This is a genomic window from Pseudomonas sp. 210_17 TE3656 (genome assembly GCF_054821965.1).
The window spans coordinates 2,752,648-2,776,153 of the sequence record NZ_JBTRBC010000001.1 but is presented as its reverse complement, the minus strand read 5'-3'; the positions used below and the strand labels follow the sequence as shown (position 1 = coordinate 2,776,153).

The 23,506-nt window shown below is 61.0% G+C and carries 22 protein-coding genes; 16 read left to right on the top strand and 6 right to left on the bottom strand.

The window, feature by feature from the left end; genetic code table 11:
- The first annotated feature begins 184 nt into the window (after positions 1-184).
- From ACVI9W_RS13040 to ACVI9W_RS13020, 5 genes are all read left to right on the top strand, one after another.
- Positions 185-400, top strand: a complete 216-nt coding sequence (locus ACVI9W_RS13040; protein ID WP_038605311.1) for a DUF1127 domain-containing protein — start codon at positions 185-187, stop codon at positions 398-400.
- A 293-nt stretch (positions 401-693) separates the two neighbouring features.
- On the top strand, positions 694-1,011 hold the full coding sequence (locus tag ACVI9W_RS13035) for a DUF2388 domain-containing protein (RefSeq protein ID WP_157190692.1): 318 nt from the start codon (positions 694-696) through the stop codon (positions 1,009-1,011).
- A 120-nt stretch (positions 1,012-1,131) separates the two neighbouring features.
- The gene (locus tag ACVI9W_RS13030; protein WP_075226418.1) at positions 1,132-1,425 is read left to right on the top strand and encodes a DUF2388 domain-containing protein; all 294 of its coding nucleotides are present in this window, start codon (positions 1,132-1,134) and stop codon (positions 1,423-1,425) included.
- A 27-nt stretch (positions 1,426-1,452) separates the two neighbouring features.
- Positions 1,453-1,773: a DUF2388 domain-containing protein gene (locus ACVI9W_RS13025; protein ID WP_038605304.1), complete on the top strand. Its 321-nt coding sequence runs from the start codon at positions 1,453-1,455 to the stop codon at positions 1,771-1,773.
- Positions 1,770-3,728 carry a DUF7844 domain-containing protein gene (locus ACVI9W_RS13020; RefSeq protein WP_461530208.1) on the top strand — a complete coding sequence of 653 codons (1,959 nt, stop codon included), beginning with the start codon at positions 1,770-1,772 and terminating at the stop codon, positions 3,726-3,728. Before ACVI9W_RS13025 ends, ACVI9W_RS13020 begins: the two co-directional genes overlap by 4 nt.
- 9 nt (positions 3,729-3,737) lie before the next feature.
- Here ACVI9W_RS13020 and ACVI9W_RS13015 read toward each other — a convergent pair whose 3' ends face one another.
- Entirely contained in the window at positions 3,738-4,139 is a 402-nt protein-coding gene (locus ACVI9W_RS13015) for a GFA family protein (protein WP_461530207.1), read from the bottom strand.
- Between the two features lie 304 nt (positions 4,140-4,443).
- Here ACVI9W_RS13015 and ACVI9W_RS13010 point away from each other — a divergent pair, with 304 nt between their 5' ends.
- The 9 genes from ACVI9W_RS13010 (at position 4,444) to ACVI9W_RS12970 (ending at position 14,541) form a co-directional block, all read left to right on the top strand.
- A complete protein-coding gene (locus ACVI9W_RS13010; protein WP_038605299.1) occupies positions 4,444-5,751 on the top strand; it encodes a CitMHS family transporter in 1,308 nt (435 codons plus the stop codon).
- 72 nt (positions 5,752-5,823) lie between these two features.
- Positions 5,824-6,597 carry a TerC family protein gene (locus tag ACVI9W_RS13005; protein ID WP_038605297.1) on the top strand — a complete coding sequence of 258 codons (774 nt, stop codon included), beginning with the start codon at positions 5,824-5,826 and terminating at the stop codon, positions 6,595-6,597.
- A gap of 219 nt (positions 6,598-6,816) precedes the next feature.
- A complete protein-coding gene (locus tag ACVI9W_RS13000; protein WP_038605295.1) occupies positions 6,817-8,475 on the top strand; it encodes a Na/Pi cotransporter family protein in 1,659 nt (552 codons plus the stop codon).
- 34 nt (positions 8,476-8,509) lie between these two features.
- Entirely contained in the window at positions 8,510-9,901 is a 1,392-nt protein-coding gene (locus ACVI9W_RS12995; RefSeq protein ID WP_461530206.1) for a M16 family metallopeptidase, read from the top strand.
- A 73-nt stretch (positions 9,902-9,974) separates the two neighbouring features.
- Complete coding sequence (locus ACVI9W_RS12990; protein WP_038605283.1) at positions 9,975-10,994, top strand: DUF5924 family protein; 1,020 nt, start codon at positions 9,975-9,977, stop codon at positions 10,992-10,994.
- A gap of 38 nt (positions 10,995-11,032) precedes the next feature.
- Entirely contained in the window at positions 11,033-12,175 is a 1,143-nt protein-coding gene (locus ACVI9W_RS12985; RefSeq protein ID WP_461530205.1) for an MlaE family lipid ABC transporter permease subunit, read from the top strand.
- A gap of 29 nt (positions 12,176-12,204) precedes the next feature.
- Positions 12,205-12,975: an ABC transporter ATP-binding protein gene (locus tag ACVI9W_RS12980; RefSeq protein WP_371262017.1), complete on the top strand. Its 771-nt coding sequence runs from the start codon at positions 12,205-12,207 to the stop codon at positions 12,973-12,975.
- A gap of 1 nt (position 12,976) precedes the next feature.
- Complete coding sequence (locus ACVI9W_RS12975; RefSeq protein WP_461530204.1) at positions 12,977-13,915, top strand: MlaD family protein; 939 nt, start codon at positions 12,977-12,979, stop codon at positions 13,913-13,915.
- Entirely contained in the window at positions 13,912-14,541 is a 630-nt protein-coding gene (locus ACVI9W_RS12970) for an ABC-type transport auxiliary lipoprotein family protein (protein ID WP_461530203.1), read from the top strand. The genes ACVI9W_RS12975 and ACVI9W_RS12970 overlap by 4 nt, the downstream gene beginning before the upstream one ends.
- Here the strand turns inward: ACVI9W_RS12970 and ACVI9W_RS12965 are convergent.
- The 4 genes from ACVI9W_RS12965 to ACVI9W_RS12950 all read right to left on the bottom strand — a co-directional run bounded on the left by ACVI9W_RS12965 (position 14,523) and on the right by ACVI9W_RS12950 (position 18,457).
- A complete protein-coding gene (locus tag ACVI9W_RS12965) occupies positions 14,523-15,752 on the bottom strand; it encodes a nucleoside recognition domain-containing protein (protein WP_038605272.1) in 1,230 nt (409 codons plus the stop codon). The two genes, ACVI9W_RS12970 and ACVI9W_RS12965, sit on opposite strands and share 19 nt — an antisense overlap.
- Before the next feature lie 129 nt (positions 15,753-15,881).
- Positions 15,882-17,213: a glutamate/aspartate:proton symporter GltP gene (gene gltP, locus ACVI9W_RS12960; protein ID WP_038605269.1), complete on the bottom strand. Its 1,332-nt coding sequence runs from the start codon at positions 17,211-17,213 to the stop codon at positions 15,882-15,884.
- 765 nt (positions 17,214-17,978) lie between these two features.
- Entirely contained in the window at positions 17,979-18,140 is a 162-nt protein-coding gene (locus ACVI9W_RS12955; protein WP_003252966.1) for a DUF1328 domain-containing protein, read from the bottom strand.
- 44 nt (positions 18,141-18,184) lie between these two features.
- Positions 18,185-18,457, bottom strand: a complete 273-nt coding sequence (locus ACVI9W_RS12950; protein ID WP_461530202.1) for a hypothetical protein — start codon at positions 18,455-18,457, stop codon at positions 18,185-18,187.
- A gap of 269 nt (positions 18,458-18,726) precedes the next feature.
- On the opposite strand from ACVI9W_RS12950, the gene algB reads away from it, so the two are divergent.
- Positions 18,727-20,073, top strand: a complete 1,347-nt coding sequence (gene algB / locus ACVI9W_RS12945; RefSeq protein ID WP_191833166.1) for a sigma-54-dependent response regulator transcription factor AlgB — start codon at positions 18,727-18,729, stop codon at positions 20,071-20,073.
- The gene (locus ACVI9W_RS12940; protein WP_461530201.1) at positions 20,070-21,857 is read left to right on the top strand and encodes a KinB sensor domain-containing domain; all 1,788 of its coding nucleotides are present in this window, start codon (positions 20,070-20,072) and stop codon (positions 21,855-21,857) included. The genes algB and ACVI9W_RS12940 overlap by 4 nt, the downstream gene beginning before the upstream one ends.
- Positions 21,858-21,869: 12 nt before the next feature.
- Here ACVI9W_RS12940 and ACVI9W_RS12935 read toward each other — a convergent pair whose 3' ends face one another.
- Positions 21,870-23,489 carry an EAL domain-containing protein gene (locus tag ACVI9W_RS12935; protein WP_461530200.1) on the bottom strand — a complete coding sequence of 540 codons (1,620 nt, stop codon included), beginning with the start codon at positions 23,487-23,489 and terminating at the stop codon, positions 21,870-21,872.
- Positions 23,490-23,506: the final 17 nt, after the last annotated feature.

Sequence of the window (23,506 nt, the reverse complement as noted above, 5' to 3'; positions counted from 1 at the left end):
TAACGCACCACTTAAGTGCAGACCAGTACAGTTGCGCATATTCGGAGTGCAACAGTGCCCTAAAACAGTTAACTGGCCCATCACAATGTAGGTGAACTGTATCTACTGTTATGGACGACAGAGGAGGATCATTGGCATCAGTTAAATCACTACCTAATGCCGCCACAAGCGGAAGGATGACATCATGGAACGTACCCTCAGTTCCGATCTGGTTTTCGAACGCTCCAACGAACAATCCAAGGCCGCGCTGCCACTGCGCCTGCTGGCCAACCTGATGCTGTGGCAACGTCGCATCGCCAGCCGCCACCAACTGGCCCGTCTGGATTCGCGCCTGCTGGCCGACGCCGGGATCAGCGAAGCACAACGCTACGAAGAGCTGAGCAAGCCGTTCTGGCGTTAATGCAGGGCTCGCCGGCCAAGGCCGGCACCTCGAATTCCGAAAACCCGTCGCAGGTCACTGCAGACGGGTTTTTTCGTTCTGAAGCCGCAAGATAGAGCGGCTGCGAACGCAACAGGTACAGTTTGCGAAGAGTTATTTTTTATAGGTACAGTTGATAAATCTTGCTGAAACCTTGTCCAATTCGCAGACGCTGATCGCGTGATACCCTTAGGACACCCAGTCTGGTAAAAAGTAGCGCAACCGGCTGAGCGTGCGTCTGACACAAAGAACCCGCTTCAACCAGGAGATCGACCATGTTCCGTACTCGCTTGTTTGGCGCCGCGCTGGTACTGGCTCTGGCTTCCACTGCCAACGCCACCAGCTTCGTCGTAACCACTGACACTATCGTTCGCGGCGTCGCGGCGTCCACCGATGCCACCTCCGATGTATCCTCATCGTTCCGTGACGACAAGATCGTGCGCGCCGCCCGTGACGACGCCGCCAGCTTCGTTGCCAGCCACGGCGAGATCCGCGGCGTGAAGCTCGAAAGTGCCTTCGCCCACATCCGTCAGCAGGCGCCAAGCCTGCAGGCCAGCGACGCACAACTGGCCCAGGCCATCCTGGCGCTCTGAGTTCGCCTGTTTCCGGCTTCAGCATGTAACAACATGCAAAGAAGCCGGACGCCCTGCGCTGGTCCTTGCCAGCGCATTGGGATAGCCTTTGCCGTCTGATTCGCCAGCCTAACGAGACCCATGCGTTATCTGTCATTACTGTTGCTTGCGTTGTGCTGGACCGGTGCTGCCCAGGCCCTGGACCTCACCACCAACAATCTTGTCGTCAGCGGTTACGTCACCAGCAAGGTGACCTCGGCGCCCTTCGATCGCAAACTGCTGCTCAATGCCCAGGATGATGCCGCCGCGTTTGTCGCCAGCGACGGCCAGATACACGGTGTCCGACTGCAGGCCGCCCTGAGCCGGTTGCGCGAGACCCACCCCGAACTTGCTGTCGCCGACCTTGAACTGGCGCAGGCAATTCTCGTCCAATGATTACCCCCGTTCTTCCGGAGATGCTCCATGCGTAACCCGCTGATTGCCGCCACCCTTGGCCTTCTGTTGCTGGCCGATGTTGCCCAGGCACAAACCCTGGTGGCCACCAGCAACATCATCGTGCGCGCGTTCGGCCGCTCGCTCGACTTCACTTCCGATACCACCACCTCGATCCGCGACTCCAAAGTCGTCCGTGAGGCCCGTGACGATGCCGCCAGTTACGTCGCCAGCAGCGGTGAAATCCGTGGTGCGCAACTGGAAGCCGCCTTCGATACCTTGCGCCAGCGTGTTCCTGAAGCACGTCAGGCCAGCGATCAAGCCCTGGCTGAAGCCATTCTCGCCCTGTGAACACCCTGCGCGCCTGGTTGCTGGGTGGCCTGCTGACGCTACTCGGCAGCCCAGCCCTGGCCGAGCTGCAGTTGCAACTGCAGACGGAGGGGCTTGAGCCTGCTCAGCAGCGTGCCAGCCAGGCACTGCTGGATGAAGCCATGCAGGCGCTGCCGCCGAGCTTCAAGGCGCGACTGGATCGGCGTGTCCGGGTCAGCTGGAGCACGAAGATGCCTGAAGATGCCTACGGCCAGGCATCGCTGGTATCAACGCTCGAACTCAATCGCCGGCTGCTGCCCGACCTCACCGATGGCAGCGCAGCCAGCCAAAAAACCGGTCGCCCCCACGGCACAGTGCGCCAGGAGCTGTTGGCCACCGTGCTGCATGAGCTGACGCATATCTACGATCGCGCCCGCCTCTGGCAGGGCAGCGAACGACGCCTGATCAACCAGTGCGCCCGGCACTTGAGCAGTCAGGGCAAGGTTGGCCTGCCTGAACAGTGCCGCGGGCAAACCGAACGGCGCTTCACCCTCAGCGATGATCCGCGCCTGCTCGACCTGGCCGGCTGGCCGCAGTATGTCGGCAGGCGAGGGGAGCGCGAACAACATAACCGTCAGGTGGCTCGCAGCCCCGACAGTTATGAGCTGAGCAGCCCGAAGGAGTTCATCGCGGTCAACATGGAGTATTTCCTCCTTGACCCGAGCTTCGCCTGCCGGCGGCCAGCACTGCAGAACTATCTGAAAGAGCACTTCGACTGGGCGCCGGAACATCCGGCCTGCCCGCAAGCGCTGCCGTTTCTCAACGCCGGTAATGATTTTGCCAAGGCGCCACTGGGCGAAATCGACCCGGAGCGGGTGTACGCCGTGGACTACCTGTTGGCCGAAGCCAACCAGAACTGGGTTAGCCGCTGGGGCCACAGCATGCTGCGCCTGGTCATCTGCGCGCCCGGACGCCCGCGCGGCCCTGACTGTCGGCTCGACCTCGACCAGCACCTGGTGCTGTCGTACCGCGCCTTCGTCAATGACGTGCAGCTATCGAGCTGGGACGGCCTGACCGGGGCTTACCCTTCACGCCTGTTCGTCCTGCCCCTGGCCCAGGTCATCGACGAGTACACCAAGACCGAACTGCGCAGCCTTGCCTCGATCCCCCTCAAGTTTGACCGCAATGAGCTGGAAAGCCTGGTGCGCCAGGCGGCCGAGATGCACTGGAGCTACGACGGCAACTACTACTTCCTGTCCAACAACTGTGCGGTGGAAACCCTCAAGCTGTTGCGCAGCGGCACCGCCAACCCGCGCCTGGCCGATCTGGACAGCATCGTGCCCAATGGCTTGCTGGAAGTGTTGCAAGGACGCGGGCTGGCCGATGTCAGCGTGCTCGATGATCCCCGCGAGGCGCTGCGCCTGGGTTACCGCTTCGATTCCTACCGTGACCGCTACCAGGCCATGTTCCTGGTGCTTAAACAGCAGTTGCCAATCCCCCAGGACAGTGTCGAAGCCTGGCTTGATCAATCTGCCAAGCAACGCCAGCAATGGTTCACACAGGCTGATCTGCGCACCAGTGCAGCGCTGCTCCTGCTTGAGCAGGCGAGCTTGCGCAAGCAACTGCTGCTGGCCCAGGACGAGGTTAAACAGCGCTACCTGACGGGTCGGGCAGCGAACGATGCCAGCGTGGCCAAGGCCAATGGCACGCTGCAGCAGATTCTCGCCAACAGCGGTTTTCTCAGCCGACCGGCAGAGCTGCTGGGCAGCAGCGGCTATGGCTTGCCACAGGCAGGGGAACGCAAGCTGTTGATCAGCGAGTCCAGCCAGCGACAAAAGCAGCTGCAAACCCTCAGTGCCGATCTGGACAAGGAAGTACGTGCGCTACTGGGCCCGGACAGGGCAGCTGAAATTGCCGCGGTCGAAGCCAACATCAAACAGGTTGGCGAACATTTGCGCGCCCTGCACAAGGCCGCCGGTGGTCTGCAGCTACCTTGAGCACCACATCTAGAGGGTTTCTTCAGGCTCGCCCGGCAGATGCTCATCCAGATGCAGCCAGGGCAGGCGGCTACTGGTCCAGATATGCCGTTGCGGCCGGGCCAGTTCAGGCTGATCCAGGGTGGTGATGGTGATGTCGATGGTTTCCGGGCTCAGGTCGGTGGTCAGCGCCACATGCGCCCCGCATCGGCTGCAGAAGTAGCGTACGCAGCTGGGTGAAGAATCGTAGCGTTGCGGCGTACCGCTCAACCACTGGAAATCTGCGCAGGGCAGGGTCGCCCAGGTCACCAGCAGCCCGCCACTGACCCGCCGGCAGACCGAGCAATGACAGTGCGCAACGTCCGTCAACGGCCCTCGAACCCGGTAGCGCAAGGCGCCGCAATGGCAGCCGCCTTCGTATGTATCGCCCATCACTTGTCCCTCCCGCACCTGTGACCTGACGCCAACAATGCACCTCTCGTCGCCATTGGGCCAGCGAAAGCTGGCTGAAAGCTTGCCGGCTTAGGATGACCGCCACTACCGGCACAGACCGGTCAGCCAGGGCACCTGACTTCCTGTACAGCGCCCGGCCCAATTAACAACAACAATGGTGATTCTGATGTTTGCTTACAACCGCCTCCCCGCTGCACACCCTCCGCTATTCCATGCGCCGCGCCTCGCGCGCTGATCCGCCCGACTCGTTCCTTTTTCGACGCGATACGCCTGGAGTACTCCTATGCTGACCTTCCTCGGCTTTGCCATGGTCATCACCTTCATGTACCTGATCATGAGCAAGCGCCTGTCGGCCTTGATCGCCCTGATCCTGGTGCCGATCATTTTCGCCCTGTTCGGTGGCTTCTCGGGCGATATCGGACCGATGATGCTGCAAGGCATCACCAAGCTGGCCCCGACCGGGGTGATGCTGATGTTCGCCATCCTGTATTTCGGTCTGATGATCGATTCCGGTCTGTTCGATCCGGCCGTGCGCAAGATTCTCAAGATGGTCAAAGGTGACCCGCTGAAAGTCTCGGTGGGCACCGCTGTGCTGGCTCTGGTCGTGTCGATGGACGGCGACGGCGCCACCACCTACATGATCTGCGTGGCGGCCATGCTGCCGCTGTACAGCCGCCTGGGCATGAGCCCACGGATCATGGCCGGCCTGATCATTCTCGCTGGCGGAGTGATGAACATGACCCCTTGGGGCGGCCCGACCGCACGTGCGGCCAGCGCCCTGCATGTCGACCCTTCGGACATCTTCGTGCCGATGATCCCGGCCATGCTCGCAGGTGTAGTGGCGATTCTTGCGATTGCCTACATGTACGGTAAGCGCGAACGCGCCCGCCTGGGCGAGTTGCACCTGCCAGGTGACGAAATCGACCACAGCGAAATCAGCGTTTCGCAGTTCCCCGATGCTCGTCGTCCGAAAATGATCTGGTTCAACGGTGCTCTGACCAGCGCGCTGATGGTTGCCCTAGTCGCTGGCCTGCTGCCGCTGCCGGTGCTTTTCATGGTTGCCTTCAGTATTGCCATGATCGTCAACTATCCTTGCCTGCAAATGCAGAAAGACCGCGTTGCCGCGCATTCCGGCAGTGTACTGGCGGTGGTCGGGCTGATCTTCGCCGCCGGTATCTTCACCGGCATTCTGTCGGGCACCGGCATGGTCGAAGCCATGTCCAAGAGCCTGCTGGCAGTGATTCCTGAAGCACTGGGCCCCTACCTGGCAGTGATAACCGCGATCGTGAGCATGCCGTTCACCTTCTTCATGTCCAACGACGCCTTCTACTACGGGGTGCTGCCGGTACTCTCCGAAGCCGCCAGCCACTACGGCATCTCGCCAGTGGAAATGGCCCGCGCGTCGATCGTCGGCCAACCCGTGCATCTGCTCAGCCCGCTGGTACCCTCTACCTATCTGTTGGTGGCCCTGGCTGGCATCGACTTCGGCGATCATCAGCGCTTCACCTTGAAGTGGGCAGTGCTGGTCTGCCTGTGCATAATGCTCGCCGCGCTGCTCATGGGAATTTTCCCACTGTTCAGCAGCCTATAAGACAACAGCTTCATACAACCGCAGCACGCCCCTTGCCCGGGCGTTCTGCATTTATCGCACGAAGGAATACACATGGAATGGCTGACCAGCCCAGAAATCTGGGTTGCCTTTTTTACCCTGACGGCTCTTGAGATCGTTCTCGGCATCGACAACATCATCATGATCTCGATCCTGGTCAGCCGCATGCCCAAGCACATGCAGCAACGCACCCGGATTTTCGGCCTGGCCCTGGCCATGGTCACCCGCATTCTGCTGCTGCTGTCGATCACCTGGGTGATGCGCCTGACGGCCGACCTGTTCGTGGTGTTCGACCAGGGTATCTCCGGTCGCGACCTGATCCTGTTCTTCGGTGGCCTGTTCCTGCTGTGGAAAAGCTCGCAAGAGATCTACCACGGTCTGGAAGGCGAGGATGAAACCCACGACGAGCCTGCCGGTAAAGGCGGCAAGTTCCTCTACACCATCATCCAGATTGCCATCATCGACATCGTGTTCTCGCTGGACTCGGTGATCACCGCAGTCGGCATGGTCTCCCATGTTCCGGTGATGATCGCGGCGATCGTGGTCGCCGTACTGGTGATGATGCTCTGCGCCGGTGCCATCAGTAACTTCATCGACAAGCATCCTTCGCTGAAGATGCTCGCCCTGTCGTTCCTGATCGTCGTCGGTACCGTGCTGATCGCCGAAGCCTTCGAGGTGCATGTGCCGAAGGGCTACGTCTACTTCGCCATGGCCTTCTCTCTGGCAGTCGAGGCCATCAACATCAAGATGCGCACCGCCATGGCCCGGAAAAGAAACCAGGAACAAGGCGAACCGGTGAAACTTCGCAAGGATATTCCGGGTCAGTAAACCTGGAGCATCTGTTGAAAGGGCCCTGCGGGGCCCTTTTTTCATTTGATTTCATGACGGTTTTGTTTCAAAGCTCGCGCTGGCTATGCGATGCTGGCGCCAAGCCCTTGGGCCGACTACAGCTTAAGTGAGCACTGGGAAAAACCGCCTGCGATCAGGCCAGGCTCACGGCACCATCCATTTGTCCCACTGGGGCACGATCAACAGGGGGCCTGTTCAATGCTGACCCTGCTCAATCTGCTTTCCGCCGTGGCGCTGCTGATCTGGGGCACGCACATTGTGCGTACTGGCATCCTGCGGGTGTATGGCTCCAACTTGCGGCGCGTGCTGAGTCAGAACATGTCCAGGCGCCCGCTGGCGTTCCTTGCCGGGATCCTGGTGACCGCCATGGTCCAGAGCAGTAACGCGACGGCGATGCTGGTGACCTCCTTTGTCGGTCAGGGGCTGATGTCCTTGACCCCGGCGCTGGCGATCATGCTCGGCGCCGATGTCGGTACGGCGCTGATGGCGCGGGTGCTGACTTTTGACCTGTCGTGGCTGTCGCCGCTGCTGATCTTCCTCGGGGTGATCTTTTTTCTCTCGCGCAAACAGACCCGGGCCGGACAGTTGGGCCGCGTCGGTATTGGCCTGGGCCTGATCATTCTTGCCCTGCAACTGATCGTCGAAGCCGCTGCACCGATTACCCAGGCCCAGGGGGTGAAAGTGCTGTTCGCCTCGCTGACTGGCGATATCCTCCTCGACGCCCTGGTCGGTGCGTTGTTTGCGCTGATTTCCTACTCAAGCCTGGCCGCAGTACTGCTCACCGCGACCCTGGCCGGCGCCGAGCTGATCAGCCTGCCGGTGGCCATCGGCCTGGTCATTGGCGCCAACATCGGTAGCGGCTTGCTGGCCTTCCTCAGCACCAGCATGCAGAACGCCGCCGGGCGCCAGGTGGCCCTGGGCAGCCTGCTGTACAAGCTGATCGGCTTGATCCTGATCATCCCGGTGCTCGACCCGCTGGTACGCTGGATGGACAGCCTGACGTTCAGTGCCCAGGAACTGGTGATCGGATTTCACCTGCTCTACAACACCCTGCGCTGCCTGATCATGCTGCCGACGGTCAAACCCATGGCCCGCATCTGCAGCTGGCTGCTACCGGAGCGGGCCGAGGCCAATGGCCGGGCCCGGCCGCGTCACCTGGACCCGGCGGCGCTGAGCACCCCGAGCCTGGCCCTGGCCAACGCTGTGCGTGAGACTTTGCGTGTGGGCGACCTGATCGACAACATGCTCGACGCCATGCACGGCGTTCTGCTGGGCACCCACACAGCGATGACGCAGCAGGTACGCAGCCTGGGCGAAGACGTCGAAGCGCTGAACAACGCGATCAAACTGTATCTGGCGCAAATGCCCCGCGAAGACCTCAGCACTCAGGACAGCAAGCGCTGGGCGGAAATCATCGAATTGGTGATCAACCTCAAGCTGGCCAGCGACCTGATCGAACGCATGCTGCGCAAGGTGCAGCAGCAGAAGACCTCCCAGCGCCGGGAGTTCTCTGATGTCGGCCTGGAGGAGTTGACCGGCCTGCACAGCCAGTTACTCGCCAACCTGCGCCTGGGGCTGTCGGTCTTTCTCAGTGCCGACCCGGAAAGTGCCCGCCAGTTGCTGCGGGAAAAACGCCGCTTTCGCGCTCAGGAACGGCGCCTGGCCCATGCGCATGTCAGCCGCCTGCAACGTAAAGTGGTGCAAAGTATCGAAACCAGCGCCTTGCACCTGGAACTGATTGCCGATATGAAACGACTGAACTCCTTGTTCTGCAGCAGTGCCTATGTAGTATTGGGTGGTTCCGATACCGGCGGTTTGCTGCTCGACAGTGTCCCGGACGATGCCCATTCACCTTGACCGCTACCGTAGAACCCCCGCAAGGAAGCTCGCCATGCGTTGCCTGATGTTCCTGTGCCTGCTGCTGGGGGCCATGCCCGGCTTTGCCCTCGACCGCTCACAGGTCGAAGGCTACCTGCTGCCCAATGGTTTGCAGGTGCTGCTCAAGTCGGGCTATGAGCGCAATCATGTGTCGATTCGGCTGGTGGTCGGGGTTGGCTTCGATGATTTTCCCTGTGAACAGCAAGAGCTGCCGCACTTGCTCGAGCACGTGCTGTTCAGTGGCCTCGACGGCAGCGGCGAAGGCGGCCTGGAAGCGCGCATGCAGGTTCTCGGCGGTGAATGGAACGCCTACACCAGCAGTGCCGACACCACCTTTGTCATCGAAGCTCCGGCCCGTAACCAGCGCAAGGTGCTCGACCTGCTGCTGGCGGTGATCAAAGACACCGAGATCGACGAAAAGGCGCTGGCGCTGTCGAAGAAGATCGTCGAACGCGAAGATGGCGGTCACTATTCCCACCTGCAGCGCTGGCTGGACCGCCAGGACCTCGGCCACCGCGCCAGCGACCAGCTGGCAGTGGAGCTGGGGCTCAAGTGCGCCGAGCGCTCGGCGGTGGCCGACATGACCGTGGAACAGGTCAAGGATGTGCGCCAGCACTGGTACGCCGCCAACAACATGAGCCTGATTGTGGTCGGCGGCCTCGATCGTCTGCTACCAGCCTACCTGGAACGCAGCTATGGCGAACTGCAGCCAGCCGAACCCGGCAAACGCCGCACACTGGAAGGCGTTACCCACAAAGCCGAAGCCCGTCGTGAACTGATCCGCGGCTGGCTCGGCGACAGTGCCCGCCTGCACTGGTTGTTCCTCGAACCGGTGCTGGACAACGATCACAGCCAGACCTACGACCTGCTGCAACGCTATCTGGACTGGGCACTGTATGAACAGTTGCGGCTCAAGCACGGGCTGTCGTACGGACCTTTCAGCCAACGGGAAAGCTTCGGCGATACCGGCGTGATGAGCCTCAATGCCGACCTCGACCGCGCCGACATCAAGGAAGCCGAGCAGGCCTTGAGCGACATGCTTGAGCAGTTGCGCAAGCACGGCCTGGACCCGGCCACCTTCGAGCGGGTCAAACAGGCGGCAATCGATCGCGAAGCCTGGACCACCCAGGGCAACGCGGCACTGGCGGACTACTACTGGGGCGCGCTGAACGATTACCTTGACGGACGCTTTGCCGACCCGGTGCGCGCCATGCGCCGGGTCAGCCTGAGTGATGCCAATCAGGCACTGCGGCAGCTGCTGGCCAGGCCCGGGTTTGTGCGAATCGAGCAGCCGTTGATCAGTTATGACCAGTTGTATGGGTTGGTGGCACTGGGTTTGGGAGGGCTTCTGGCCGGTGGTTTGATCTGGAGCCGACGCAGGCACAAGCAGGCCCCGGCGAAATAGCAAGACAAGGCAGCTGGCCAGTACAAAGCACGGTATCCTGTAGCGGTTTTAACCTCACCCTGCGAACACCTTCATGCCTCATTATCTCCAGCGGCTGATCGAACTGATCAAGCGCTACCCCGGCGTCATCGCCCTCGGCGGTTTTATCTCCGGGATCGCCAGCTTCATCCTGGTCGACCGCCAGGAAGGCCTGGCCAGCTGGATTGCCATCGTGATGCTGATCAGCTGGATCTGGCTGATGCTGGAAAACACCTTCACCCAGTTGTTCACCAAGGTGTTCAAGCGCGAGATCCCGCAGCCACTGCTGCGCTATGCCACGCAGATGATTCACCAGGAAAGCCTGTTCTTCGTCCTGCCGTTCTTTTTCGTCACTACCACCTGGAACAGCGGCCAACTGGTATTTACCGGCCTGCTTGGCGCCGCCGGGCTGATATCGATCATTGATCCCCTGTACTACAAATGGCTGGCCCCGCGGCGCTGGCTGTTCCTCGCGCTGCATACCCTGACCCTGTTCGCGGCGTTGCTCACCGCGCTACCGATCATTTTGCACCTGACCACCTCACAAAGCTTCAAGCTGGCCCTGGTGACTGCCATGCTGCTGTCGTTCCCAAGCCTGGCCAGCAGCTTCCCCATTCAGCACTGGCGGCGCGGGGTCATGCTGGTAGTGCTGACCCTGGCCGTTGGCGCCAGCGGCTGGATGCTGCGTTCCTGGGTTCCACCGGCCACGTTGTGGATGACTGACGTGGCCGTCAGCACCCAGTTGGAGAACCGCACGCCAGGCAAGAGCCTGAGTGAGGTCAAGGCCAGCGAGATCCGCGCCGGGCTCTACGCCTTTACCGCTATCAATGCCCCGCGCGGGCTGAACGAGCGGATTTATCACGTCTGGCAGTTCAACGGCAAAGAAGTCGATCGCATTGCCCTGGACATCCACGGTGGCCGCAAGGAAGGCTATCGGGCCTGGACGCATAAGCAGAACTTCCCCGCCAACCCGGTGGGCCGCTGGCAGGTGAGGGTGCTGACCGAAGATGGCCAGGTCATCGGAGTGCTGCGCTTCCGGGTGGTTGACGATGGTCAAGCGCCGAAGGCCGAGTAACGCTATGCTCTGAGGCTGCGAAACTGTCGGTCGACTGCATGGAGCCTATGACTACACAAGCCAGCGCAACCCTCGACACCACGAGCAACCCGGCGTGCCTGCGGATTGTCGGTGACTGGACCCTGGCCAACTACGCCAACCTCAAGCGCAGCAGCGAGCGCCTGGCCGGCCAGTATGACCAGCGCACCGAGATCGATCTCGAACAGCTGGGCCAGCTGGATACCGCTGGCGCTTCACTGCTGGCTGAACTGCTCGGTGCCGAGCGATTATCGCGCCTGACCGAGACCGCCCAGCTGCCCGAAGCCAGCCGGGCACTGCTGCAGACGGTCTACTGCTCGGTGCAAGACTTCTGCATCCCGGAAAAGCAGCCCGAGAAATCGGTACTGATCCAGCTGCTCAGCCGCATTGGCTGCGCGGTCGACACCCTTTGGCAAGACACCCTGCAGATCCTCGGTTTTGTCGGCCTGATCCTGCAAACCCTGGTGCTGCGCCTGTTCCAGCCACGGCGCTGGCGGGTCACTGCAGTCGTCGCGCACATCGAACAGACCGGCCTGGATGCCGCGCCCATCGTTGCCCTGCTGACCTTTCTGGTCGGCGCAGTGGTGGCCTTCCTCGGCGCCACGGTGCTCGCCGGGTTTGGCGCCAGTATCTTCACCGTTGACCTGGTTGCATTCTCCTTCCTGCGTGAATTCGGTGTATTACTGACCGCCATCCTCATGGCCGGTCGTACCGCCAGTGCCTTCACTGCGCAGATCGGCTCGATGAAAGCCAATGAAGAGATCGACGCCATCCGTACCCTCGGTCTGGACCCGGTAGAGCTGCTGGTGGTGCCTCGGGTGCTGGCACTGCTGATTGCACTGCCGCTGCTGACCTTCCTCGCGATGATCTGCGGCATCATCGGTGGCGGAGTGGTCTGCGCGTTGTCGCTGGATATCTCGCCCGCCATGTTCCTGTCCTTGTTGCAAAGCGACATCGGTGTGCAGCACTTCCTCGTCGGCCTGGCCAAGGCGCCGTTCTTTGCCTTCCTGATCGCGGCCATTGGCTGTCTGGAAGGCTTCAAAGTCAGCGGCAGCGCCGAGTCGGTGGGGGCCCACACCACCTCTAGCGTGGTGCAGTCGATTTTCGTGGTGATCGTCCTCGATGCGGTGGCTGCGTTGTTCTTCATGGAGATGGGCTGGTGAGCCAGACAACCCCCGAGCGCCGCGAGGCGGTGATCGAAGCGCGTGGCATCTGCAACCGCTTCGGTACCCAGAGCGTGCACGAACAACTGGACCTGGACCTGTACCGCGGCGAAATTCTCGCCGTGGTCGGTGGTTCGGGCAGTGGCAAGTCGGTACTGCTGCGTAGCATCGTCGGCCTGCGGCGGCCGAACGAAGGTCAGGTCAAGGTATTCGGCCAGAACCTCAGCGGTGTAAACGACGAGCAGCGCTCGAAGGTCGAACGACGCTTTGGCGTGCTGTTCCAGAAGGGCGCGCTGTTCTCTTCGCTGACGGTAACCGAGAACGTCGCCTTGCCGCTGATCGAACATGCCGGCCTGTCCCGCGCCGACGCCGAGCACCTGGCCGGGGTCAAGCTGGCCCTGGCCGGCTTGCCGATTTCCGCCGCCGACAAATACCCCTCATCACTGTCCGGCGGCATGATCAAACGCGCCGCGCTGGCCCGCGCCCTGGCCCTGGACCCGGACATTCTGTTTCTCGATGAACCCACCGCGGGCCTCGACCCGATCGGTGCGGCAGCCTTCGACCAGTTGATTCTGACCCTGCGCGACGCCTTGGGCCTGAGCGTGTTCCTGATCACCCACGACCTCGACACCCTCTACACCATCACCGACCGGGTGGCGGTGCTGTCGCAGAAGAAAGTCCTGGTGGCAGGCCCGATTGCCCAGGTCGAAGACACCGACGACGCCTGGATTCACGAATACTTTCATGGCCCGCGTGGCCGTGCGGCGTATCAGGCCGCCACAGCGGCAAAGGAGCTCTGAGATGGAAACCCGTGCACATCATGTGCTGATCGGCCTGGTCACGGTCATTGTGGTCACCGGTGCCATGCTGTTCGGCCTGTGGCTGACCAAGTCCAGTGTCGACAGCACCTTCAAGGACTACGAGGTAGTGTTCAACGAAGCGGTCTCTGGTTTGTCCCGGGGCAGCTCGGTGCAGTACAGCGGTATCAAGGTAGGTGACGTCACCAGCCTGCGCCTGGATCCCAAGGACCCGCGCCGGGTCCTGGCCCAGGTGCGCCTGAGCGCCGATACCCCGGTCAAGGAAGACACCCGTGCGAAACTGACCCTGACCGGTATCACCGGCACCTCCTTCATCCAGCTCAGTGGCGGTACGCCGCAAAGCCCGGAGCTCAAGGGCAAAGACGGCAAACTACCAGTGATTGTTGCCTCGCCTTCGCCGATTGCCCGGCTGCTCGATGACGGCAGCGACCTGCTGACCAACATCAACATGCTGGTGCATAACGCCAACCAGCTGTTCTCCGAAGACAACGCCAAGAGCCTGAGCAACACCCTCAATCACCTGGAGCAGACCTCGGCAGCCTTCAGCGAGCAACGCGGGGATATCCGCACTGCGATCCAGCAACTGGCCCAGGTCGGTAACCAGGCCAGCTCCATGCTCGAGCAAACCAGCGAACTGATGCGCAATGCCAATGGCCTGCTCAACAACCAGGGCAAGCAAGCCTTCGGCAGCGCCGAACAGGCCATGCAGTCGCTGGCGCAGAGCACAGCCACCATCAACAGCCTGCTCAACGACAACCGCGAAGCCCTCGACGGTGGCGCCCAGGGCCTGAACCAGCTGGCTCCGGCCATCCGTGAGCTGCGCGAGACCCTCAACTCGCTGAAAGCGATTTCCCAGCGCCTGGAAGCCAACCCCAGCGGCTACCTGCTCGGCCGAGATACCAACAAGGAGTTCACGCCATGAGTCGTACCTGCCGCTACCTGGCCCTGGCTGTGGCGCTGAGCCTGGGCAGTGCCTGCTCGATCCTGCCGCAGGCCGAACCTGCTGATGTCTATCGCCTGCCTTCAGCGCAAACCAGCCAGGCCACATCTGGGAGCGCTGCAGCCAGCTGGTCGCTGCGACTGAACAAGCCGTTGGCCAGTGATGCCCTGAACAACCCGAAAATTGCCGTGGTCCCTCAAGGCAACCTGATCAGTAACTACAAAGGCGCACGCTGGAGCGATCCGGCCCCCTTGCTGCTGCGCAACCGCATGCTCGATGCCTTCCAGCGCGATGGCCGCGTACCCCGGCTCAGTGCCGATGACAGCAACCTGCAGGCTGACTATGAACTGGCTGGCGAGCTACAGGCGTTCCAGAGCGAGTACAGCGCCGACGGCCTGGCCGTGGTGATCCGCTATGACGCCCGCCTGGTGCAAGGGCGCAGCCAGCGCATCCTCGCCAGCCGCCGCTTTGAAGTGCGTCAGCCGCTGAGCGACAAGCAAGTGCCGGCAGTGGTCAACGGTTTCGGCAGCGCCAGTGACCAACTGATGGCGCAACTGGTGGCCTGGACGCTGGCCCAGGCCAACCAGGCTCAGGCAAAGAACCAGTAGCAGACGCAAATGGCCGCGACCACTCCGGCCAGCTCGGCGAGCAGTGCGCAGCCCACCGCATGGCGGGCTCGCTGGATACCGACGGCACCAAAGTACACCGCCAGCACGTAGAAGGTGGTTTCGGTGCTGCCCTGGATGGTCGCTGCCACCAGCGCCGGAAAGCTGTCGACGCCATGGGTCTGCATGGTTTCGATCAGCATCGCCCGTGCCGCGCTGCCCGAGAACGGCTTGACCAGTGCGGTAGGCAATCCCTCGACGAAGCGCGTATCCATCCCCAGCCATTCCACCACATGGCGGATACCGTCCAGACTCAGCTCCAGAGCGCCTGAGGCGCGCAGCACGCCGACGGCGCAGAGCATGGCGACCAGATAGGGCAGCAGGCTCTTGGCGACGTCAAAACCCTCCTTGGCGCCCTCTACGAAGGTTTCATAGACCTTCACCCGCTTGAACGCACCAATCACCAGGAACAGGATGATCAGGCCGAACAGCGTCAGGTTGCCCAGGATCGACGACAAGCCGGCCAGAGCGGTGGCCGACAGGGTGCCCAGAAACGCCATGAAGCCGCCCAACAGCAGGGCGCCCGGCACCAGATAAGCCAGGACCACCGGATCCCACAGACGCAAGCGTTGCATCACCGCCACCGACAGCAGGCCGACCAGAGTCGAGGCACTGGTGGCCAGCAGGATCGGCAGGAATACCAGGGTCGGGTCCGGTGCGCCTTGCTGAGCGCGGTACATGAAGATGGTCACCGGCAGCAGGGTCAGCGACGAAGCGTTAAGTACAAGGAACAGGATCTGCGCGTTGCTGGCGGTGGTCGAGCTGGGGTTGAGCTCCTGCAGCGAGCGCATGGCCTTGAGGCCAATGGGTGTGGCGGCGTTATCCAGGCCCAGGCCATTGGCGGCGAAGTTCAGGGTGATCAGGCCCAGGGCCGGGTGGCCGGGCGGTACTTCCGGCATCAGGCGGGCAAACAGCGGGCCGAGTACTTTGGCCAGCCAGTCGACGACGCCGGCCTTTTCAGCAATCTTCAGAAAGCCCAGCCACAGGGTCAGGGTGCCGAACAGCAAGACCATCACCTCGACCGACAACTTGGCCATGGCGAAGATGCTCTCGACCATCGCGGCAAAAATGCCGGCATTGCCGCCTACCAGCCATTGCGCCAGCGCGGAGATGGCCGCGACCAGGAAAAAGCCAAGCCAAAGGCCGTTGAGCATCCGTTGTTCCCCCACAAAGTTGCGACGAATGATAGCGGGCCGGGCCAGGCATTGCACCGCCACTATGTGTGTAACTGAAACGAAAAAGCCCCGACCAGGTCGGGGCTCTTCGTTCAGGCAAACTGCACCTTAGTGGTTGGCAGTCTTGCCAGCAGGTGCAGCTTCTTTGCTGCGCCAGTGTGGCAGCGAGTTCCAGTAGCGCTGGCCTTTGGCATCGTCGTACATGCCTTCCCAGCGAGCGATTACCAGCACTGCCAGGGCGTTGCCGATAACGTTCAGGGCGGTACGGGCCATGTCCATGATGCGGTCGACACCGGCGATGAAGGCCAGACCTTCCAGCGGGATACCAACGCTGCCCAGGGTGGCCAGCAGTACCACGAAGGACACGCCCGGAACACCGGCAATACCCTTGGAGGTCACCATCAGGGTCAGTACCAGCAGCAATTGCTGGCTGATCGACAGGTCGATACCGTACAGCTGGGCGATGAAGATTGCCGCGATGCTCTGGTACAGGGTCGAACCGTCAAGGTTGAACGAGTAACCGGTCGGTACCACGAAGCTGCAGATGGCTTTCGGCGCACCGTAGGCTTCCATTTTCTCGATCACGCGCGGCAGCACGGTTTCGGAGCTGGCAGTGGAGTAAGCCAGGACCAGCTCGTCCTTGAAGATACGCATCAGCTTCAGGATCGAGAAACCAAACAGGCGTGCGATCAAGCCCAGCACCATGAAGCCGAAGAAGGCGATGGCGAAGTAAACCAGCAGGACCAGCTTGGCCAGCGGCAGCAGCGAAGCGAAGCCGAAGTTGGCAACGGTCACGGCGATCAGCGCGAACACACCGATTGGCGCGTAGTTCATGATCATGTGAGTGACCTTGAACATGGCTTCGGAAACGCCCTGGAAGGTTTTCACCAACGGATCGCGAATCTCTGCCTGCAGGCTCGACAGGCCCAGGCCGAACAGCACCGAGAAGAAGATGATCGGCAGCATCTCGCCACGCATCAGCGCTGCGAAGATGTTCGACGGAATCAGGTTGAGGATGGTCTCGATGAACGCGTGTTCATGCTGAACCTCAGCCGCAGTGGCCTGATACTTGGAAATATCGACGGTACCCAGGGTACTCATGTCGATACCGGCACCCGGATGGAACAGGTTGGCCAGGACCAGACCGACCACGATCGCGATGGTGGTGACCACCTCGAAGTAAATGATGGTCTTGAGGCCAATACTGCCGAGTTTTTTCGCATCGCCAACCCCGGCGATACCCACGATCAGCGACGAAATCACGATCGGGATGACGATCATCTTGATCAGGCGAATGAAGATATCACCAGCAGGTTGCAGGACGTTGCTGATCCACCATGCCTTTTCTGCACTGAAATGGTTCAGTAAAGCGCCGATTGCAATCCCCAGTACCAGACCGATGAGGATCTGCCAGGCGAGGCTTAGCTTTGCCTTCTTCATGTCGTTACCTTTTCTTCAAGTGGAACCGATCACCAGGCTGATAACCGCAATCCAGAGCTGTTGTCAGCGATCCGTATCGTTTTTGGCTATCCGCCGGTGAAACCGTAAAAGGTCACCGCAAGCGAGCGTAGGAACGCTCAGGCCAGCGAAAAAAGGCGCAACTATTCCGACGTGGGGGGGCTCCGTCTAATGCCGTAAACGACTACCCCATGCCGAATCGGCATGAGGTTTATCGGCCAAAACGTACGTCACAATGGGTTGCCCGACTACCGTTCGGAATTCCGACGATGGCCAAAGCGCCACATTCCGGCAGATTTGGACGTATCCAGCTGAATGCATAAAGTCATTGTTCGACAATCCGAATGCGTGAAATCGCCTCGGTTCGAACACCTGGGCAGGCTGAAAAAATATCGATGTACGGTCGCGCAAAAATATGCGTCGACGCCTCTGGTAGGAAAGTCGGAAAAGAACGGTAGGAAGCGAACGATTACCAAAGCGATGCGGAAGTCAGATCAAGCGTTTCCCTCCGAGAGGACCCACCCGACCTGGAACTTCCGCCACCGCTTCACCCGACCCGGCCCTCATCGGAGGCACTCCTTGTACCCCTAGGCCCCTCCGATCCTGAAACAATCAGAGCAGCCCGGCCCCTTGGTCATGTGCCGGCCTTCCTCAGGCGGGCACAACATAGAAGCCTGGAACGGAAAAAGGTTCAGCTTCTATATATATGTACGTGAATGCCCAGTCGCATTCAGTACCTGTTATGACTCAGCCTCTACCACGGCCGAAAAAGAAAGAAGCCACGAACAGCACCAGGAAGACGATGAAAAGGATCTTCGCGATTCCGGTAGCGGCGCCGGCGATACCACCGAAGCCCAGTACGGCGGCGACAATGGCGATAATCAGGAAGGTGATAGCCCAACTCAACATGGTGATTCTCCTTACTGTTGTTGAAAGAATTCCTCTGGTGACGTTCAGAACACCCAACGATCACGCGGCGCGCGGGCATCAGCCGGGATGCTGCTGACTGCCGCAGGCTGCGATTGCATCAACGCTGTCTGGGCAGGCACGGGAGTCCTGATCATCAGGGCGGCCTGGGCAGCTACTGCGCGAGCATCCTGTACAAGCTGCCAGCTGTGGTGGAGCTGGCCGGCAATGAGGGTCAGCAGCAGCGCCAGACTGAAGAACAGGCCCTGGCGCACCTGAAGTGGAGAAATCTGCGCCAGGGTGGCGATTTGGCGGATCATGCCGAGCTCCTCCTGCTGCATTGATTGTTGTCTGCAGTAGTCATTGCAGCGTGCATGCCAGCCACGCATTTAAAAAATATTCAATAAAATCAACTAGATATAAAGAATCGCAGATTTCATCGGAGCGCATCCTGCACGATACCCAGCGTGGGGTCGTGCGATTTGCATGATGAGCTACCCTGCAGTGAACGGAACAAATCGGAAAAAACATGCAACTTGCCCGATTTCTCCGGCACTAATAGAGAACATTCTTAAAAGGAGCGCAGGAAATGGAGTCAACCCAGGAACATCAAGGCCGTATCCTGTTGGTCGACGACGAATCCGCCATCCTGCGTACCTTTCGTTACTGCCTGGAAGATCAAGGCTATACCGTGGCCACGGCCAACAGTGCGGCCCAGGCCGATACCTTGCTGCAGCGTCAGGTCTTCGACCTGTGCTTTCTCGACCTGCGTCTGGGTGAAGACAATGGCCTCGATGTACTGGCGCAGATGCGTATTCAGGCACCCTGGATGCGGATCGTCATCATCACCGCCCACTCGGCGGTCGATACCGCAGTCGACGCCATCCAGGCGGGTGCGGCCGACTACCTGGTAAAACCCTGTAGCCCTGACCAACTGCGCCTGGCTGCGGCCAAACAGCTGGAAGTGCGCCAGCTGTCGGCACGCCTGGAGGCACTGGAAGGCGAAGTCAACAAACCCAAGGACGGCCTGGACTCGCACAGCCCGGCGATGATGGCGGTGCTGGAGACCGCGCGCCAGGTCGCCACCACCGATGCCAACATCCTCATTCTTGGTGAGTCCGGAACCGGCAAGGGCGAGCTGGCCAGAGCGATTCACGGCTGGAGCAAACGCGCCCGTAAAGCCTGCGTCACCATCAACTGCCCTTCACTCACCACCGAGCTGATGGAAAGCGAACTGTTCGGGCATAGCCGCGGGGCGTTTACCGGGGCCAGTGAAAGCACCCTGGGGCGGGTCAATCAGGCCGATGGCGGTACCCTGTTCCTCGACGAAATCGGTGATTTCCCACTGACACTGCAGCCCAAGCTGCTGCGCTTTATCCAGGACAAGGAATACGAGCGGGTCGGTGACCCGGTCACCCGCCGCGCCGATGTACGTATCCTGGCTGCGACCAACCTCAACCTTGAAGACATGGTGCGCGACGGACGCTTTCGCGAAGACCTGCTGTATCGTCTGAATGTCATCACCTTGCACCTGCCGCCGTTGCGTGAGCGCAGCGAAGACATCCTGCACCTTGCCGATCGTTTCCTGGCACGCTTCGTCAAAGAGTACTCAAGGCCCGCTCGCGGTTTCAGCGACGAAGCGCAGGCGGCGCTGCTCAACTACCGCTGGCCAGGGAACATTCGCGAACTGCGTAATGTAGTCGAGCGCGCCAGCATCATCTGCCCGCAGGAGCGGGTCGACATCGGCCACCTGGGCATGGCCGAACAGACCATCAGCAATGCCCCGCGCATCGGCGCGGCAATGAGCCTGGACGAACTGGAACGCGCCCATATCGAAGCGGTGCTGGCCACCAGTGAAACCCTGGACCAGGCAGCCAAGACCCTGGGAATCGATGCCTCGACCCTGTATCGCAAGCGTAAGCAGTACAACCTATGAAATGGACGATGAAGCTGCGTACGCGGCTTTTTCTCAGCATTTCGGCGCTCATTACCGTGGCTTTGTTGGGCTTGCTGCTAGGCCTGGTCAGCGTCCTGCAGATGGCCAGGTCGCAGCAGGCCCTGATCCACGAAAACACCGCGACCCTCGATCTGGGCCTGAAACTGCGGCAGAACCTCGGAGAACAGCTGACGCTGATGCTCAACGAGCCAGCAGACCTGAAGACGCTTGAGGGGCTGCAGGCTCAATTCCAGCACTTGCTGGACGAAGGCTTCAACCAGCAAAGTGATGACAATGCCGGTAAAGACTTCGCCGACACCAACCGCCATTATCAGCACTACCTCCAGGCTTTTCGCGACACGCCTGTTCCGGCACGTGGCCTGGGCACCGAGCAACCTCTGGGTCAAGCTTTCGGCGTGCTGCGCAATGACCTCCTCGACGCCCACAAGCGCGCCCTTGAGCACATCAACCAGAGCGAGCAGCTGACCTATAATCGCGCGTTGTTGATCTCCGGCCTGCTCGGCCTGGTGGGCCTGAGCGTGCTGATCCTGGGCTTTGTCACCGCCCATGGCATCGCCCGACGCTTTGGCCAGCCGATCGAAGCCCTGGCCAAAGCAGCCGATCAGATAGGTCAGGGCGATTTCGAGGTCACCTTGCCGGTCTCCCAGGCCCTGGAGATGAACCAGCTGACCCGGCGTTTTGGTTTGATGGCTGAAGCGCTGCGCAAACATCAGGCAACCAACGTCGATGAACTGCTCGCCGGCCAACAACGTCTGCAAGCGGTACTCGACAGCATTGATGATGGCCTGCTGATCATCGACCGCCAAGGCCATCTGGAGCACATCAATCCAGTCGCCCAGCGGCAACTGAGCTGGAACGAAAGCCGCCTGGGCCGTGGGCTTGGTGAGGCGCTGCAGCGCCCGGAGCTGGATGAACAACTGCGCCTGGTGCTGCGTGGCTCCCCCCTGGATCGGGTGCCGGAGGACCTGAGCCTGGAGGTAGAGGAAGAACTTCGTTTACTGGCTTACAGCCTGACTCCGGTCTGCCACCCCGACGGGCAGATTCTCGGCGCGGTCATGGTGCTGCACGACGTCACCGAACAACGTGCCTTCGAGCGCGTGCGCAGCGAGTTTGTCTTGCGCGCCTCGCATGAGCTGCGCACCCCGGTCACGGGCATGCACATGGCTTTCGGACTGCTGCGCGAGCGCCTGAAGTTTGCGCCACAGACGCGTGAGGCCGACCTGCTCGATACCGTCGGTGAGGAAATGCAGCGTCTGACCCAATTGATCAACGACCTGCTGAACTTCTCCCGCTACCAGAGCGGCCAGCAGAAGCTCGAACTGATGCCCTGCGCCGTCAACGATCTACTGACGCGTGCCTGCGAACGCTTTGCCGGCCCTGCGGGTGATAAACAGATTGAGCTGCAGATGGAGCTGGCATCGCCGCTGCCGCACATTCAGGCGGATGCAGCGCAACTTGATCGGGTCATGGATAACCTGCTGGACAATGCTGTGCGCCACACCCCTGTGGCCGGCAGCATTCGCCTGCACGCTCGATGGCATGCCGAGCGGGTCATCATCAGCGTTGAAGACAGCGGCGAAGGCATTGCTTACAGCCAGCAGGGACGGATCTTCGAACCGTTCGTCCAGGTCGGACGCAAAAAAGGCGGGGCTGGACTGGGGCTCGCGTTGTGCAAGGAAATCGTCCAGTTGCATGGAGGACGCATGGGCGTTTATTCACGCCCCGGACAAGGCACTCAGTTCTACATGGCCTTGCCGGTCTGAAGCCTCGCAGCATCAAGCTTCATCATCGATCCGCCGCGGAACAATCCGTCGCCCACGGGTAATCAGCTCAACGAACTGGCGGGCACTGAGCGGATGCGCAAACAGCCATCCCTGACCGTAATTCACCCCTTCGCTGTTGAGCAGCATGGCCTGGTCTTCATACTCGATTCCCTCGGCAATCACCCGCAACTGCAGGGCATGCGCCATACGGATGATATGCGGCGCCACACCGCTGCTGGCTGCATCGTGACCCAAGGCGTCGATAAACGCCTTGTCGATTTTCAGACAGTCCACCGGTAGGGTCTGCAAGTACGCCAGGCTGCAGTAACCGGTACCGAAGTCATCGATCAGTACCTGGTGACCCACCGCGCGCAAGGCCTGCAGGTTGTCGCGGGCGACTACCACGTCGATCAGCCCGCGCTCGGTGACCTCGAACGCAATCTGGCTGGCAGAGACATGGTGCAACGCCAGCAAGCGCGCCGCCACCCGACCAATCCGCGGCACCATGACATCGCAGGCAGCCAGGTTGACCGATACATAAAGTTGTCGGTTGGCCCGCAACAACTGCCCCAGCTGTTCGAGCACGCGCTGCAGGACGAAGTCGGTTATCTGCCGGATCTGGCCGGTGTTTTCCGCCAACGGGATAAACAGATCAGGACTGGTCAGGGTGCCGTCCGGCCGGCGCCAGCGCACCAGCGCTTCGGCCCCGACACAACGGCGGCTGTTGAGTTCGAAGATGGGCTGGTATAACACCTGCAACTCGCCGCGGCGCAGCGCCCCCTGCAGTTCGGAACTCATCGAGCGACGTTGACGCACCAGTTGCAACACCAGCCAACCCAGGGACCAGGCCAGCACCAGACTGCCGGGAAACAACAACCAAAGCACGCCATTCATCTTCAATGGCAAACTGGCACGCGGGGCAATCAAAACCAGCTGATAGTCCGGCGATTTGGTCGGCATGCGGTAGATCAAGCGGTCGGGCAGCTCCAGCAGGGCATCTTTGGATGTCGGTGGCCAATCGGCCGAGGGCGGCCAGGCCTGAGGCGGGCCAAGTACCGGCACTGCACGCGTACCGTTATCCAGCACCACCAGCAAACTGCCTTCCGGCGGCAAGTCGACCACATCCGTCAAATGCCCACGTGAGGTCGCGACCACGAACTTGCCGCGCCCAAGCATCAACGCGGCGAGATTGTCATCCGGTTCGGTAGTGGTATTGAGCCAATAGCTGTACGTCGGTCCCTGAATGTCCGGGGGCCGCAAAGGTTTGATGGTACGTGTGCCAATGCGGTTGGAGCAGGCAACGTTGCCATCAACATAGGCGGCTTCATAGACGAAGCGGTAGCGAAAGCCTATCTGTTGCAGGACACCCAGCATCGCCGCATCACAGCCGCGAAGAGGTTGCGCCTGAAGTTCGTCGACACCTTCGCGCAACTGCCCGAAAATCTGTTCCAGACGCTCAAGGAAACGCTCGCCCTTGGCGTTCATCTGCTCACTTTCGCTTTGCTGCATCTGGTGCATGGCTACGCCGATGCTGGCGACCAGCAACAGTACTGCGCTGGCCGAAGCCGCAAGTGTGGCCAGTAACCAGGGACGGTAGAGCAAGTGGCGCAGCACGGAGAGGGCAGCTGACATTAAAAGCATCCAGTTGA